Annotated in this window: 10 protein-coding genes; 1 reads left to right on the top strand and 9 read right to left on the bottom strand. The window is 47.0% G+C overall.

What is annotated here, in order from left to right:
* Positions 1–468: 468 nt before the first annotated feature.
* The 9 genes from pruA to ACJA3J_RS03495 form a co-directional block, all read right to left on the bottom strand.
* Positions 469–2,019, bottom strand: coding sequence for an L-glutamate gamma-semialdehyde dehydrogenase (gene pruA / locus ACJA3J_RS03535; protein WP_406945540.1), 1,551 nt, complete (start codon positions 2,017–2,019; stop codon positions 469–471).
* Between the two features lie 958 nt (positions 2,020–2,977).
* A complete protein-coding gene (locus ACJA3J_RS03530; protein WP_406945539.1) occupies positions 2,978–4,123 on the bottom strand; it encodes a CamS family sex pheromone protein in 1,146 nt (381 codons plus the stop codon).
* Positions 4,124–4,212: 89 nt separating this feature from the next.
* The gene (ligA, locus tag ACJA3J_RS03525; protein ID WP_406945538.1) at positions 4,213–6,213 is read right to left on the bottom strand and encodes an NAD-dependent DNA ligase LigA; all 2,001 of its coding nucleotides are present in this window, start codon (positions 6,211–6,213) and stop codon (positions 4,213–4,215) included.
* Between the two features lie 14 nt (positions 6,214–6,227).
* Positions 6,228–8,465 (bottom strand): DNA helicase PcrA, encoded by a 2,238-nt coding sequence (pcrA, locus tag ACJA3J_RS03520; RefSeq protein WP_089651499.1) that lies wholly within the window; start codon positions 8,463–8,465, stop codon positions 6,228–6,230.
* Complete coding sequence (locus tag ACJA3J_RS03515) at positions 8,462–9,172, bottom strand: heptaprenylglyceryl phosphate synthase (protein WP_089651500.1); 711 nt, start codon at positions 9,170–9,172, stop codon at positions 8,462–8,464. Before ACJA3J_RS03515 ends, pcrA begins: the two co-directional genes overlap by 4 nt.
* 296 nt (positions 9,173–9,468) lie before the next feature.
* Positions 9,469–10,056 carry a YitT family protein gene (locus ACJA3J_RS03510; protein WP_406946264.1) on the bottom strand — a complete coding sequence of 196 codons (588 nt, stop codon included), beginning with the start codon at positions 10,054–10,056 and terminating at the stop codon, positions 9,469–9,471.
* 129 nt (positions 10,057–10,185) lie between these two features.
* A complete protein-coding gene (locus tag ACJA3J_RS03505; RefSeq protein ID WP_089651501.1) occupies positions 10,186–10,488 on the bottom strand; it encodes a YerC/YecD family TrpR-related protein in 303 nt (100 codons plus the stop codon).
* A gap of 16 nt (positions 10,489–10,504) precedes the next feature.
* Positions 10,505–11,569 carry a DUF3048 domain-containing protein gene (locus ACJA3J_RS03500; RefSeq protein ID WP_406945537.1) on the bottom strand — a complete coding sequence of 355 codons (1,065 nt, stop codon included), beginning with the start codon at positions 11,567–11,569 and terminating at the stop codon, positions 10,505–10,507.
* A 27-nt stretch (positions 11,570–11,596) separates the two neighbouring features.
* Positions 11,597–13,342, bottom strand: coding sequence for an adenine deaminase C-terminal domain-containing protein (locus ACJA3J_RS03495; protein ID WP_406945536.1), 1,746 nt, complete (start codon positions 13,340–13,342; stop codon positions 11,597–11,599).
* Positions 13,343–13,415: 73 nt separating this feature from the next.
* Between ACJA3J_RS03495 and ACJA3J_RS03490 the strand changes: the two genes are divergently transcribed.
* The gene (locus ACJA3J_RS03490; RefSeq protein ID WP_089651504.1) at positions 13,416–13,670 is read left to right on the top strand and encodes a DUF2892 domain-containing protein; all 255 of its coding nucleotides are present in this window, start codon (positions 13,416–13,418) and stop codon (positions 13,668–13,670) included.
* Positions 13,671–13,803 lie beyond the last annotated feature (133 nt).

Here is a 13,803-nt window from a genome sequence, read left to right as displayed (position 1 = left end):
TAGTGTAATGATAGATAGAATAATTAAAATTGGCATTGGTACAAATAACCAGAACCATGTTGCTCCAGCGATGGTTGCTGATGTTGCAGTAGCGAGTTCAAACACATTTCCACCTCCCAAATGTTGGTTTATACAATCCTATGCAAATCGTACCGACGCATGGTTCTTAAGTCGTATTGACTTAAAAAAACCAAACACAGGTACAACTATATCATATAACTTTTGTAAGAACATTGCAAAAATTGTGTTAATGGGTCGTAATTGCATTTTTATTCGTTAATTTAGTATAAAAATACACATATGTGACATTTTTATGATATTCATTCACAAAATTTATTTTTAAAAATTTTAGAGCCCATAAAAAAATGGGGAAATGTTCCCTTTTCCCGACAGCGTTAGTATGTTCCATTTTTCATAAAAAAATCCCTTTCCACATACATGTGGATGAGGGATTTTTTGGTCGTTCTATTACAACATTTCAGATGTTGTTTTGCCTTGCATATGATGAATAAGATAATCAGGTCCACCGGCCTTCGAATCGGTTCCGGACATATTGAATCCACCGAACGGATGATAGCCTACAATGGCTGCTGTACATCCACGGTTGAAGTACAGGTTACCGACATGGAAATCTTCGCGTGCTTTTTCGATATGCTCGCGATTGTTGGAAATGACTGCCCCAGTCAAGCCATATTCGGTATTGTTAGCGAATTCGATCGCTTCATCGAATGATTTCGCCTTCGTGAAACCTACAACTGGACCGAAGATCTCCTCCTGCATAAGGCGGGCTTCCGGGTCAAGGTCAGCAAAAACAGTCGGTGCGACGAACCAGCCTTTACTGTCGTCTCCTTTTCCGCCTGTCATCAGTCTTCCTTCTTCCTTACCGATTTCGATATAACTCATGATCTTGTCATAAGCGCCCTGATCGATGACCGGCCCCATATAGTTGCTGTTATCGGTTGGATCGCCATAGTTCACTTGTTCCTTCGTCTTCTGAACGACTCGATCCAGCAGCTCATCATACACATCTTCATGAGCAATGACACGGGAACAGGCGGAGCATTTTTGTCCAGAGAAACCGAAGGCCGAGTACGTAATCGCATCAGCAGCAAGCTCCAGGTCAGAATCACTGTCGACGACGATCGTATCTTTCCCACCCATTTCAATAATGGTACGCTTCAACCACTTTTGACCATCGTGGACTTTTGCGGCACGTTCGAACAAACGGGTACCGACTTCACGAGAGCCTGTAAAGCTGATAAAACGCGTCCGAGGGTGATCGACAAGATAGTCGCCGACTTCTTTTCCGCTTCCCGGGATATAGTTGATGACCCCTTTCGGCAGTCCTGCTTCTTCTAACACTTCCATCATTTTGTAAGCGATGATCGGAGTTGCACTCGCCGGCTTCAGAAGAACCGTATTGCCGGATACCATAGCGGCAACCGTCGTTCCGCACATGATGGCAAAAAGGAAGTTCCATGGGGAAATGACAACCCCTACCCCAAGCGGAATGTAATGAAACCGGTTATTTTCTATCGGACGGGAATTGATTTCCACGCCTTTATCAATTTCAAGCATTTGTCGCCCATAATACTCCATGAAGTCGATCGCTTCTGCTGTATCCGCATCTGCCTCTTTCCATGGTTTCCCGCCTTCTTTCACGAGGTGTGCCGTGAACTCATGCTTACGACGACGAACGATTGCCGCAGCGCGGAAGAGGATATCTGCACGGAACTTCGCTTTCGTCTTTCTCCACCAGTCAAACGTCTCGTCTGCCACCTGGTGAGCTTTCTCAGCCAAGTCCTGATTCGCCTTCGACACATAGCCGATGACTTCCTTCTTGTTGGCCGGATTGACGACCTCGATCTTGTCATCCGTCATGATCCGCTCCCCGCCGATGATCAGAGGGTACTCTTTTCCAAGGTCCGCTTCTACCTGCTTGATTGCCGCCTGCAGAGCTTTCCGATTTTCTTCCACTGTGAAATCAGTAAATGGTTCGTGTTTGTAAGGGACTACCATAAAAAAACCGCCTCCTTGAAAAGTAAAATGGGTGACGCTATGTAATAGTTTGAAAATTACCACATTAAGCGTTTCCATAACTATTCTATCGTAACGGTGAATCTAGTTCAATCGATTGAGACTGATTTCATCGGAAATATCCGACTGTGCACAACTGTGGCCAAAAATTTTCTAATATAATCGGATTTGCTCGATATATTTCTACTTTTGTCGAAATTTAATCATTACACTAACCACTTCTCTTATAAGAACGTTTCCGATTGTGGAAGACTCAGTTTCGATATGTTTTCGGGATTCGTTTGCCATAATGGGAGTCAGGGGTGCCTGGGAAGCTACTCGTCTAGCTCCATCGCCCAGACACTCGCGTCATAAGCAGAACAGCAAAGGAATGAAAAAACACATCCCTTTGCTGTTCTGCTTATGCCAGTCGTGTCTACCAGGGTGATTCCGCATTTGAACACTTTCCTGTGGAGGAGCGCCGAGCTTCCTCGGACTGCGTCCTGCGGGATCTCGCCTATCTCCTTCTCCCACTGGAGTCTCGCGCTTCCCAACCAACCCATTCGATATAGGGGAGAAACGAACCACTGTAGCAAGTTGGATTCCCTGCCACTATCCAACTGTTAGAAGTATAAAGCGCTCTGTATCAAGCTTTTACGTTCTGTGGAGAGGTTTATATGATCCACTTTCATCGATCATACAAGCTGATTTTTTAGAAGTGGTTTCGAGAATTTCCCACGGCAAAGGGGCGAAGGGGAATGGCGAGACTCCTGCGGGGAAAAAGTGCAGGGTGAGACCCCACAGGACGCAGTCCGAGGAGGCTCACCGCGCTCCCGCGGAAAGCGAGTTATTCCCCGCAGCCCCTATCCTCTCAACTAAAGTCTCGAAATCCACTCTTAAACAATCCTGCCATTTTCTTTAATAACAAAGACCACATGGAGTGGGCCATGTGGTCTTTGTGTCATTCGTAAACATGAACGAAAGGTTCCTGCTCGCCGGCTTTTTTGACGATCAGACTTTCCGGTTCATCCATGCTGTGGATATTCACTTGGACATTATAATGATCTGCAAACATTTCGTTTACAAGACTGTACACATATTGTGTAAAACCGACAACTTCCGATTCAGATTGGAACTGGATCGGAATTTCAATCGACACTTCGCGAAGTTCGTTATTCACGTAAAATCCATTGGCGATCATACCTACAAAGTTCGGGAAGTAGTCGGATACTTCTTTTCTGAAGTCCGTAAAGATCTGTGAGTCATCGAAGTGATCCTCTTCTCCTTCATTGGAAGGAAACAGGACGTGCTTTTCATCAATGTTATCCCAACCATTAATGGTAAGGTCGGACCCTTTGACATACGTTTTACTTAAAAACTTGCCTGGAACTTTCGAGCTCGCTTCCTCTTCTTCATATAGGGCAAAAACAACCGGAACATTGTTAAGCTCTTCTCTCTCCCGAATCCGCTTCAAAATTTCCCCGGCATATTCTTTCCCTTTTTGAAGAAGCTCCTCAGTTGAATGGTCTACAGAGAGGCTTTGGCCCTCAGTCGTGAAGTTGTAGACGGTTCTCAATGAAATTCCGATGGTCACTCCGCTTAGCTCTACCTTATTTTCATCTTGTCTAACTAAGTAATTCTGCTCGATGATATTCGATATATAGCGTGGACTTTCTCGAAACTCTTCTTCGCTCGCTTCATCTTCGTTAAGCTCCGGATTTAAGCCATCTTCATTTCCTGAACTCTCCCGGCCTAACCACTGGAGCAGCGTATCCCCTTCGAAGTATTGACCTGGCTGGAAAAAATACTTGTCCGGATCGAAGTATTCTTTGGAATGACGGCGGAGGCCACTTTCGAATTCATCGATGTCCATCCGGTTCCCCATCTGGTTCGTCGTCACGGCTCGTGCGGTTGAAACCTTCGGACTGCTTTCTGTCAGGATCATCCGATAATCCTTTTCCGACATATTGTAGTTCGGGATGATGGCGGATTGATTATTTTTTTCATCTTTCGTTTCCTGTATGACTTCTTCTCTGTTGTCAAAAACGGGCGTACACGCGCTTACGACGAGCAATGAACTAAGCAACAGTGCGTGCATCTTCCTCATGCTTTCCACTCCCTTAATGAGACCAGCCGGAGCGTCTTTGTTCAATCACGCTCCGGCTCCTCTTGTATAACCATAAAACGTTTGATCAATCAGGATAGAGCGTTTTTGAACTGCTCTTCATCCCAAATTTCAATCCCCAAATCTGATGCTTTCGTGTACTTGGAACCGGCGTCTTCGCCAGCGATGAGAAGGTCGGTTTTCTTACTGACACTTCCTGTCACTTTACCGCCAAGTTCCTCGATCATTTTCTTCATTTCCGAACGGCTGTATTCTTCCATTTTCCCTGTAAGGACCACAGTCTTATCATTGAAAGGAGAATCGATCGGCTGATCGCTCTTCTTAGCGCCCTTATACTCCATGTTGAGACCGAGCTGCTTCAATTCTTCCAATAATTGTATGACCTGGTCTTCATCAAAATAGCTGGCAATCGATTCGGCCATTTTGCTGCCGATCTCAGGAATGGCCTCAAGAGCAGCGGCATCTGCTTCGATGAGATCGTCCATATGTTCAAAGTGCTGGGCAAGCGTACTTGCCGCTTTCGAACCGACATAACGCACGCCTAGTCCGAACAGCAGTCGCTCAAGGGAATTTTCTTTTGAAGATTCAATCGCGTTCAAAAGGTTCTCAACCGATTTTTCGCCCATACGGTCAAGCTGCAGCAGCTCTTCACGATCGAGCTTATACAAGTCCGCAATTGTATGGATCAAGTTTTCCTGAAACAGTTGCGCAATCACTTTTTCTCCAAGACCTTCGATATCCATCGCGTTCCTTGAAACGAAGTGGATTAAGCCTTCCCGCAATTGGGCCGGGCAGTTCGGGTTCACACAGCGTAGGGCGACTTCTTCATCGAGACGGACGAGCTGGCTGCCACATTCCGGGCATTCTTCCGGCATGCGGTACGGCTCTTCCTCTCCTGTCCGCTGGTCTTCAACGACACGGACGACTTCCGGGATGATGTCTCCCGCTTTTTTGATGACGACCGTATCTCCGATGCGGATGTCTTTTTCAATAATCAAATCTTCATTGTGCAAGGATGCTCGCTGGACCGTGGTTCCCGCGACCTTGACAGGATCAAGAATGGCTGTCGGTGTCACGGCTCCTGTTCGGCCAACACTGAGTTCGATGTCTTTCAGCTTCGTGATCGCTTCTTCGGCTGGGAACTTATAGGCCGTCGCCCAACGCGGACTCTTCGCTGTAAAACCGAGGTCTTCCTGTTGATCAAGGCTGTCCACTTTGATGACGATGCCGTCAATCTCGTAATCAAGATCAGCGCGGTGTTCAACCCAGCTATTGACATAGTCGATAACCTCTTCGATATCGTTACACTTTTTCCACTCCGGATTTGTTTTCAATCCAAGCTCTTTCATTTTCTCCAGGCGTTCACTGTGGGCTTCGGTCGGGTCGTTCTCCCAGACGCCGATGCCGTATAAGAAAATATCGAGATTTCGCTTGGCAGCGATTTTTGGGTCGAGCTGTCTTAAAGAACCCGCAGCTGCGTTACGAGGATTGGCAAAAGGTTCTTCCCCGTTTGATTCCTTTGCTTCATTCAATGCCATGAAAGATTTCTTCGGCATATAGGCTTCGCCGCGAACTTCGACGGTCATCGGCTCTTTCAAACGAAGCGGGATATTGCGGATGGTACGCAGGTTTTTCGTAATGTCTTCCCCTGTCGTTCCATCTCCACGGGTCGCTCCCCGCACGAAAATGCCATCTTCAAATTTTAGAGAAACCGCAAGGCCATCGATTTTCAGTTCGCACACGTAATTGACCTCTGCATCAGTGCCATTTTTCACGCGACGGTCGAAGTCACGCAGTTCTTCATCGTTAAAAGCATTTCCAAGGCTGAGCATCGGGATGTCGTGCTGTACTTTTACAAAAGCATCGAGAGGTTTTCCGCCGACCCGCTGGGAAGGCGAATCCGGCGTCTGCAAATCCGGATATTCTTCTTCAAGCTTGATCAGTTCCTGCATCTTTTTATCATATTCATAGTCCGAAACACTTGGAGCATCGAGCGTGTGGTATTCATAGCTATACTGCTCGAGATTCTGTCTGAGTGTTTCGATCTTTTGCTTAGCTTCCGTTGCGTTCATATCCATCCACTTCCTTACGCTTTCGTAATCGGAGCAAAACGGGCAAGCAGGCGCTTAATGCCTGTTGGTGCTGGGAAGGCGATATCGAGTTCCATCGCATCTCCTTCACCCTGCACTTTGACGACCGTGCCTTCGCCCCACTTTTTGTGCTGCGCTTTGTCCCCAGGCTGCCAGCCGATCTTCTCTCCACCTGACGAAGCTTTTTTCTCAGGCTTCTTCGCGGCACGTTTTTTCGGAGCTGCTTGAGGCTTCGTACCGAAAGGCGTGCTTTCACGTTTTTTATTGAAAAATGGCAGTTCTTCTTTCTCTTCTTTTCCTTCGATCAGCTCTTGCGGAATTTCATGAATGAAACGGCTGATTGGATTCATGTTCGTCCGGCCGTAGAGCGTACGCATTTTTGCATGAGAAATGAACAGCTCTTTTTCCGCACGAGTGATTCCGACATAGGCGAGACGGCGTTCTTCTTCCATTTCCTCTTCATCCATAAGCGCACGGCTGTGTGGGAAGACGTTCTCTTCCATACCGATCAGGAAGACGACCGGGAATTCCAGTCCCTTCGCTGAGTGCAGTGTCATCAACGTAACCGTATCGTCACTACTAGGGTCTTCATTCATAGAATCAATATCCGCAATCAAAGCGAGATCCGTCAAGAAAGCGACGAGTGTCTTATCTTCTGCATACTCTTCGAAATTCTTTGTAACGGATTTAAATTCTTCGATGTTCTCTAGACGGCTTTGCGCTTCGATGCTTTTCTCGTTCATGAGCATCTCTTCATAGCCAGTTTTGTCTATGACTTCCTGGACCATATCGGTCGCAGAAAGGAATTCCTGCTGCTCCGCCCAGTTTTGGATCATCTTACGAAAACTCATGATCGCTTTCGCTGCTTTGGCGCTGACGCCGACAAAGTCAACTTCGGCTGCAGCTTCGTATAGGGAAATGTCGTGATCTGCCGCGTAGGCAAGCATTTTATCCATACTCGTTTTTCCGACACCACGCTTCGGTTCATTGACGACACGCTGGAAGCTGAGATCGTCGTTCGGGTTGGCAATAAGACGGAGATAGGCAAGCAGGTCCTTGATCTCTTTACGATCATAGAACTTCGTGCCTCCTATCATCTGGTACGGGATGCCTGCTTTGACGAACGTTTCCTCAATCGTACGGGATTGGGCGTTCGTACGGTACAAGATCGCAACATCCTGATAGCGGAACTTTCCTTGGCGGACGAGGTCTTCAATTTTATCTGTGACAAAAAGACCTTCCTCACGTTCGGTTCCTGCCTGCTTGTAATGGATCTTCTCTCCACCTTTATTGTCCGTCCAAAGACGCTTCGGCTTACGGCCACTGTTCTTATCAATGACATTATTGGCAGCATCCAAGATCAATTCTGTGGAGCGGTAGTTCTGCTCAAGTAGAATCGTCCGTGCTTTCGGGTAATCACTTTCAAAGTTCAGGATGTTTTGAATATCCGCTCCGCGCCACGCATAAATCGACTGGTCGGAATCTCCGACGACGCAAAGGTTCTGGTATCGGCTCGCCAAATGTTTAACGAGTTGATATTGGGCATGGTTCGTATCCTGATACTCATCGACATGAATGTACTGGAAGCGGCGCTGATAGGATTCAAGCACTTCGGGCACTTCGTCGAATAGTCTCAGAGTCTGCATGATCAAGTCGTCGAAATCGAGTGACTGATTTTTGCGGAGCTTCTTTTGATAGCCTTTATAAATTTGAGCGATCTGTTCTTCATGCATGTTGTTCGCTTTTCTTTCATAATCCTCCGCGGTCATCAGTTCGTTCTTCGAATTACTGATCGCACCGAGCATCGCACGTGGGTCCCATTTTTTCGGGTCGAGATTGATTTCTTTCAGCACTTGTTTAATGACAGAAAGCTGATCGCTCGAATCCAAGATGGAAAAGTTGCGGTCATAACCGATCCGGTCGATGTCACGTCTCAGAATCCGTACACACATCGAGTGGAACGTGGACATCCAGATTTTTTCTCCGTCTTTGCCGACAAGAGATTCGACACGCTCTTTCATTTCGCGTGCCGCTTTATTGGTAAACGTAATCGCTAATATATTCCGTGGCGCAACATCTTTTTCACTAAGTAGATAGGCGATGCGGTGAGTCAGTACTCGTGTTTTACCACTCCCGGCACCTGCCATGATGAGCAGCGGGCCTTCTGTGTGGGTCACCGCTTCTCGTTGTTCTGTATTCAAGCCTTGAATCAATGCGTTCAATGCCTGTGTCATGAGGGTCCACCATCCTTCATCTTCATTGATTTAACGGCTTCGACCGTTTTAAGAGCAACCTCTAGGTTATCATAAATCACATCGCCGACAACGATGACATCTGCATAAGCGGCCATTTCTGACGCCTGTTCTTCCGAAGTAATGCCTCCGCCGTAGACGAGAGATGTATTTTTTAATTCACGAGCCACGTCTTTGACCAAGCCGGGGTTCCCGTACGTTCCGCTGTATTCCATGTAGAAAACGGGCAGACGGAAGATGTGTTCAGCCATCCGGGCATAGGCTAGGACATCTTCATAATCCGGAAGCGAGCAATCGGTCCGTTTGAACACCTTCGCTTCAGGGTTGAGTACACAATACCCTTCGGGCAGCATGTCCTCCCATTCGATCACATCTGCATATTCTTTGATCGCCTGGTGCTGCACATCGATCATCCACTTCTTATCGCCACTATTCAGGACAAGAGGGATGAAATAAGCATCAAACCCAAGCGTTATCGCTTCAATATCCGACACTTCAAGCACGAAACTGATATCGTACGCCTCAATGCGTTCCTGCAAATCCATGACGTTCTCGAACGTAATGCCGTCTGTACCGCCGACAATAATCGCATCTGTTCCTGATGTACATATCTTCTTCAATTCTGCGTCTGTAATCGTCTTATTCGGATCAAGCTTGAACACATGATCCCACTCGCTTATATTGTACATTTCCGTCCTCCAAAACAACAGTTATCCATCTACCCATTATAGCAAATTTTCATCCCCGGGTTGAGGGGCACAACCAAACAATTCTATGACCTTTGTGAGAGGGGTTGCGGGAGTTTGATTTGGTAATATATGTATGACCTGGTACACCATAAATTGTAAACACACAAAAGCCCGATCTCTCTTCCCAAAAAGAGAGTCGGGCCTGTGTAGTGCTTCTGGAAAATTATTGGAGACCAGGTCATACAATTATTACCAAACTAAATCATCAAAGACGATGTCATACATATATTACCAGGTCACGAAGGTTGCTCAGGTAGGAGGCGGGTGGATGTGAAGGTCATGGTGACGAGTCCGACGCTTAGGATGGTGATGGCGGAGAGCATGAGTGTCTCGAGCGAAAACAGATAGCCACTGGCACCGATGACAACGGCGTCTATCGCGAGGATGACGAAGCCGACATTGACTTTGCACCAATCGGCGATCATTTGGGCGAGCAGGTCGGTGCCCCCCGTACTTGTATGCACGCGGAGCATCAACCCGATTCCTCCGCCAACGAGCGCTCCTCCAATGATGGAACTGAGCGCTGGATCGAGCGGCAAATGATGGGCGCGCAACCCTTGGAGAACGTCAATGGAAAAAGAAGAAATTAACAGCCCGTGCAGACTGTTGTAGAAATACGTACGGTAATAGAACCAGGCGAGCGTAAAGATCGGAATGCTGAAGCAGATAATCGTCAGCCCCACCTCAAGCCCCCATATGTAATTGGCGATCATCCCGATCCCGATGATGCCTCCATCTAAAACATGATCCGGAATCAGGAAAAAGTTGATGCCGAGTGAAAGTATCATACTGCCGAGAATGATCATGGCGCCTTTTTTCAACATCGTTTTCATCGGACAGCTCCCCTTCCATAGTACTAGCCTATGCCTGTCCGTTTTTTCTTAGAATCATGAAGTGTTTCACCAGCGCCAACAAAAAAAGACTGCCTATCAATAAAGGCAGCCTCTCATAAACTATTCGGTTTGTTTCGCTTGCACACGGTCAAGCGCTTGTGTATAAGCGTCATTGCCATAATTCAAGCAGCGTTTCACACGGGAGATCGTCGCCGTGGATGCACCTGTTTCGGTTTCAATTTTATGATAAGTGAAGCCTTCACGCAGCATGCGCGCTACTTCCAATCGCTGAGCGAGTGACTGCACTTCATTCATCGTTGCGAGATCATCAAAGAATTCATAGCATTCTTCTACACTTTGCAAAGATAAAACCGCTTCGAACAGTTGATCGAGCGTTTTTCCTCTCAATTTATCGATCTGCATGCCTTTTCCCTCCTTACTACGATTCTACTGCAGCGTTTCCTGGAATGATGTTCACCCAAGTCTTCCCTGGTGTAAATGCCAGTGGGCTGCCGTCTTTATAGGGAAGCAATCGTCCATCGACGTTCTTCCACTCTACTTCTTTCATTTGTCCTTTTTGTAAAAGATACCCGTACCCGCCTGAAGTGAGATCAATCGCGCGACGACCGGCGTTATCAATAATCCGGTGGTCTGCTTCTATGATCCAGACATTTTCTACAGCCACCCGTTCTTCATTCAAACGGTCGGTGGTCGGCTCTCCATCACTGGAACGTAAAAACTGCTCTTTCGCAGCATCATAAGTAAAACTTACATTCGTCCGACTGCCATAAGTAATCTGGACGCCATCCACGGGTGTTCCTTCAAACGAACCTTCTTCAGCAAACGGTAGTGCTTCAGGTTCTCCTGATTCATCATAGCCTTTGTTCGCAACCGCCTGCTCGACTCCCTCTGTCAAAAGATAAGAGTTATGAGGAGCTGCACGATCCGAGGACCGTTCGAATAACCAGCCGTTGTTATCATACATCGCTCCATCCAGATAATCGACACCGCTATTGGCTACTTTCTGATTGATTGCCGCCGACGCACCGTGATACGTATAAAGCGCATCAAAGCCATCAGCGATTTCGAAATAGTATGGACGTGCACTTCTTACCGGACCTATTGTATCAGGAATGTCACTATGGAACAAAGCAAGGAAGCGTGTGATCTGCCCCTCTGCCAAAACTTCATAGACGATGTCAGCCTGACTCAAGCCTGATTGAGGTCTTGCTTTCGGATGGTTGTTCACCATGACGGACAAGGCACGGTGGTCTGCTTTTTCAGCCGTCGCTTCCCCCGTCAGTGGAAATGTTTCTGTGTGGGCTTGTTCGGTTTCTTCCTTTTCATCAACGGTCACGTTCTCTTCTGTCTCTATTTGTTCTTCGACCGCTGTTTCTTTCTCTTTCGTTTCTTCAGGTTGTGCAGCCCCTGCTTCCTCATTACAAGCGCTGAGAAAAAGGACGGCAAGCAAGCTGAAGAATGTAAGCTTTCTCAATGACAGCACTTCCTTATCTGTATTCCCTCTCTTATTTTAACGCATTATCGAAGGAAAGAGTACCTCTTTCTTTTTCACATCCATGATGCCAAGCGGTGTGATGCGAATGAATGGCAGATGCATGGATGACAAAAAGAGAAGCGTGTAAACGGGATCATTGAACGTAAAGCCATGCTTCAGCAGGCATTCTTTCAATTTCGCTTCTTCCTCCATGAGCTCTCTCATCGGCAGATCGGCCATCACCCCGCCAAGAGACAATGGCAGTTCAAAAAGGATTTCTCCTTCATTGACGAGCACAATCCCCCCACCGATTTCCTTCATGCGCTGAAAGGCCTTTTTCATATCTTTACGTGACTTTCCTGTCAATATGATATCCCCAGTATTGCTGTACGAGCTGACAAGGCCACCTAATGTCTGCGTAAAACCTTTCAGCAGTGTATTGACCATCCATTCGCCTTCACGGTCCATCAGCATGAGGTAGGATTCTTTATTTTCATCGCTCAATCGGTCGGTGGAAATGTCCGTATCGATGGCATAAGGTTTCATGATGACATCGTTCACCATCTCAAGACCGATCGGCATGGAAAACTGCATATCTGCATCGGTCACTTCCCAATCGAGATCGAGCGGCTTCACGCCATTTTTTTCCCACTGGATTGGTGTCTCTTTTTTCAAAACCTCACCATCACGTTTCGTCCATTCACCTTTTGCAATGACGGAGTGAGGCATCGGGTCTTTCGGGTCTGATAAAAAGTTCAGGTGAGCGACGCGCCCGGCGTTCAAGCTTCCTACACGATTTTCAATTCCGAAATGACGGGCCGCCTGATACGTCGCCATCATGTACGCATCAATTTCCGGCACGCCGGCATCCAATGCAATTTGGATACATGGATTGATCAGTCCTTCACGATAAAATCCAGGCGTGGATCCATCGGTCGTGTACATCATATGGTCGAAGTGAGTATGCCCTTGTTCCAGAAGCCCTTGTAAAATTTCCGGAAGATCCGGGCGGATGGACGAGTAGCGTAACCCTGTCTGATAACCGATTTCCAATCGTTTCAGAACATCGTCAGCACTCATCGATTCATGCTCTGAATCCATTCCGAGCAGGCGCATTTTCACAAGCGTCTGTTCAGAAGCGCCAGGCAGGTGGGCTTCCAAAGGCTTCCTTGAACGTTTGGTTTCCTGCATAAAGTGTAAAATCTGCTCGTCCCCATGATGAAGGACATCCGGCCATGCCGTCAGCTCTCCACCCTGGATGACCGCATCGTGAGCGATCCATTCAGGGATTTGCGAATCAAAGGCAAAACGGTCTTCATCTCGAAGCACGGACTGCGGGTCAAAGCGCGCCCACCAGTACATGGTTGCAGGTAAATCCATGAACTCTTCCAATAAAGAAAACGCTTTCTCTTTTTCTGTTAAAAAAAGCCACATCAAGTTATCGTTGACGAGCGTCGTGGTCCCTGTCTCTGCCGCATATTCTGCAAAGCTCTGGGGATTATATAACTGAAATGGGTGGGCATGCGGTTCAACATAGCCAGGCACAATATAACTGTCTGTGCCATCAATGATTTCCGTACCTTCTGTATGGGAAGGAAGCTTTTGGCCGGTATAAATGATGCGATCATTATACAACCAAATATGGCCATGCATCCATTTCTTTAAGTAAACATTCAAGTAAGTTGTATTTTTGATTAACTTCGTCGGCGCCGTTTTTCCATCAATGACGGCTGCATGTTCACGCAGCTGACGGTTCCGCCAACGAAAGCGTGTTTCGTTCATGGAGCGTACCTCCCTGAGATCATTATGTACTATCGTAACACAGGAACTTCCATTCTGGTAAGGAGGAAGCACAATGAAACCGAATATCGGTATCATCAACAGTATGGTCCGCATCACCGCAGGTCTTAGTATGCTGACCTATTTGACGATCCGCGGTGCACGTAAAGAGTGCGATTCTTCCCACCCGCTTCTAATCATGTTGTCTGCATTGAAGGTTGCGGAAGGAATTGTACGTTTCTGCCCGTTGACAGCCGTTTATGAGGAAATGTCTACAGAAAAAGACGGCATTGAGCAAAGCTGGCAGCAAAATATTCCGCAGGACCAATAAACGCGGAGGTGTACGGCATGTTTCTGCCGATGATTTTCCTGTTCCGTCGATATATTAAAAATTTGGCCGATAAAAATAAAGTTTAGCCGATATATCCGGATTTTGGTCGATATCTTCAATTTTCAATTGATAT

Source organism: Halobacillus sp. SY10 (genome assembly GCF_045401165.1).
In the GTDB taxonomy this organism is placed as follows: domain Bacteria; phylum Bacillota; class Bacilli; order Bacillales; family Halobacillaceae; genus Halobacillus; species Halobacillus aidingensis.
Note: the sequence above shows the minus strand (reverse complement) of the source record. Positions and strands in the feature narration are given on the sequence as shown.

Coding starts and splice junctions, on each gene's coding strand:
- ACJA3J_RS03490 (WP_089651504.1), top strand. CDS start 13,416: ATGAAACCGAATATCGGTATCATCAACAGTATGGTCCGCATCACCGCA.
- ACJA3J_RS03505 (WP_089651501.1), bottom strand. CDS start 10,488: ATGCAGATCGATAAATTGAGAGGAAAAACGCTCGATCAACTGTTCGAA.
- ACJA3J_RS03495 (WP_406945536.1), bottom strand. CDS start 13,342: ATGAACGAAACACGCTTTCGTTGGCGGAACCGTCAGCTGCGTGAACAT.
- pruA (WP_406945540.1), bottom strand. CDS start 2,019: ATGGTAGTCCCTTACAAACACGAACCATTTACTGATTTCACAGTGGAA.
- ACJA3J_RS03530 (WP_406945539.1), bottom strand. CDS start 4,123: ATGAGGAAGATGCACGCACTGTTGCTTAGTTCATTGCTCGTCGTAAGC.
- ACJA3J_RS03510 (WP_406946264.1), bottom strand. CDS start 10,056: ATGTTGAAAAAAGGCGCCATGATCATTCTCGGCAGTATGATACTTTCA.
- ACJA3J_RS03515 (WP_089651500.1), bottom strand. CDS start 9,172: ATGTACAATATAAGCGAGTGGGATCATGTGTTCAAGCTTGATCCGAAT.
- pcrA (WP_089651499.1), bottom strand. CDS start 8,465: ATGACACAGGCATTGAACGCATTGATTCAAGGCTTGAATACAGAACAA.
- ligA (WP_406945538.1), bottom strand. CDS start 6,213: ATGAACGCAACGGAAGCTAAGCAAAAGATCGAAACACTCAGACAGAAT.